Source organism: Pseudoroseomonas ludipueritiae, from assembly GCF_014490445.1.
GTDB lineage: Bacteria > Pseudomonadota > Alphaproteobacteria > Acetobacterales > Acetobacteraceae > Pseudoroseomonas > Pseudoroseomonas ludipueritiae.
This window is the reverse complement of sequence record NZ_JACTUZ010000343.1, coordinates 1-1,179: the sequence shown is the minus strand read 5'-3', so window position 1 is coordinate 1,179 and position 1,179 is coordinate 1. Positions and strand designations below refer to the sequence as shown.

At 64.9% G+C, this 1,179-nt stretch carries 1 protein-coding gene; it reads left to right on the top strand.

Translation table 11 applies throughout. The annotated features are described in order from the left end of the window. Positions 1-439 precede the first annotated feature (439 nt). A partial coding sequence (locus IBL25_RS26225) for a hypothetical protein (RefSeq protein WP_187781360.1) occupies positions 440-1,179 on the top strand: 740 nt, incomplete at its 3' end.

Here is a 1,179-nt window from a genome sequence, read left to right as displayed (position 1 = left end):
CATCCCGCAGCAGGTCCGACAAACGCACCGGAATCACCTGCGCCGGCTGAGGCGCGCGGGCACTGACTCCCGCCATGCTCCGCGATGTTTGGTGAAAACGCACTGCCATGGATCGGCTCTGCTTCGCGTGAGGACGGCCGGCCCTGCACAAGCGGCCGCGCCGCCGGCCTGCATCCCGGCCCAGGCAGACGTTAACAGAGAAAACCCGTTACGCAATCGAATATTTACACTTCAGCCGGAATCCGCGTCATGAAAAATGACGCCATCTCCGTAATGCATCATTGTTTAAGGGGAAATTATTCACGCCGACTGGAAATTATTTCACAGAGTATATTGGTTTTTCGTTCCGCGAAATATTGCTGTATTGCGGATTCTCTTCCGGGGAAGCCTCATAAAGTGCTATCCATTCGCCGGCAAATCCCCCCCACGAGGCCCGGCGATGACGAGCATGTTCGGCCACAACATCCGTTCCGAACTTGTGCTGCTGTATCTGTCGGAATGCCTGATGGTGTTTCTGGCGGTCTATGCCCTGATGGCCATCGGGGCCTCCGCCGAATATCCTGTCAACCATATCCGCGCGATGCTGGTGGCGGCGACCCTGGCGCTCTGCTGCGGCGTGGTCTGCGGCGCCAGCGGCCTTTACCAGCCCGCGCTGGTATCCGGGCAGCAGCGTATGCTGACCGGCTGCGCGCTGGCCGGCGTGCTGCTGCTGCTGGCGACCTGGCTGGTGCTGCGCATCGCCTACCCCGCCGGGCGCCCGCCCCTCCCCCCCGGCCTCCTGCCAGAACTGCTGCTGGGCTGCCTCGGTGCCGTGGCGCTGACGCGCGTCACCTTCCTGCTGTTGCTGCGGCGCGGGCTGCTGCGCCGCCGCATCCTGTTGCTGACGCCGGTGGAAGGCGCCACCACTGACAGCAACGAGGTCTTTGCCATCGCCACGCTGCGCGCCGGGGATGATGCCGCCGCGATGCTGCGCGAGCCCCGTCAGTTGCGGGCGCAACATGTCTGGGCCGTGGTGGCGCCGCCGGACCTGCTGGACGAGAAAGCGCGGCAAGCCTGTGCCAGGGCAGGCATCCGGCTGCTTAGCGTGGCGGAATTCCATGAATGCCGGCACAACCGCGTGGCCTGCGACCTGCTGGCGCCGGACTGGCTGCAGACGGTGCAGGCCCGGCCGGAGGGCCG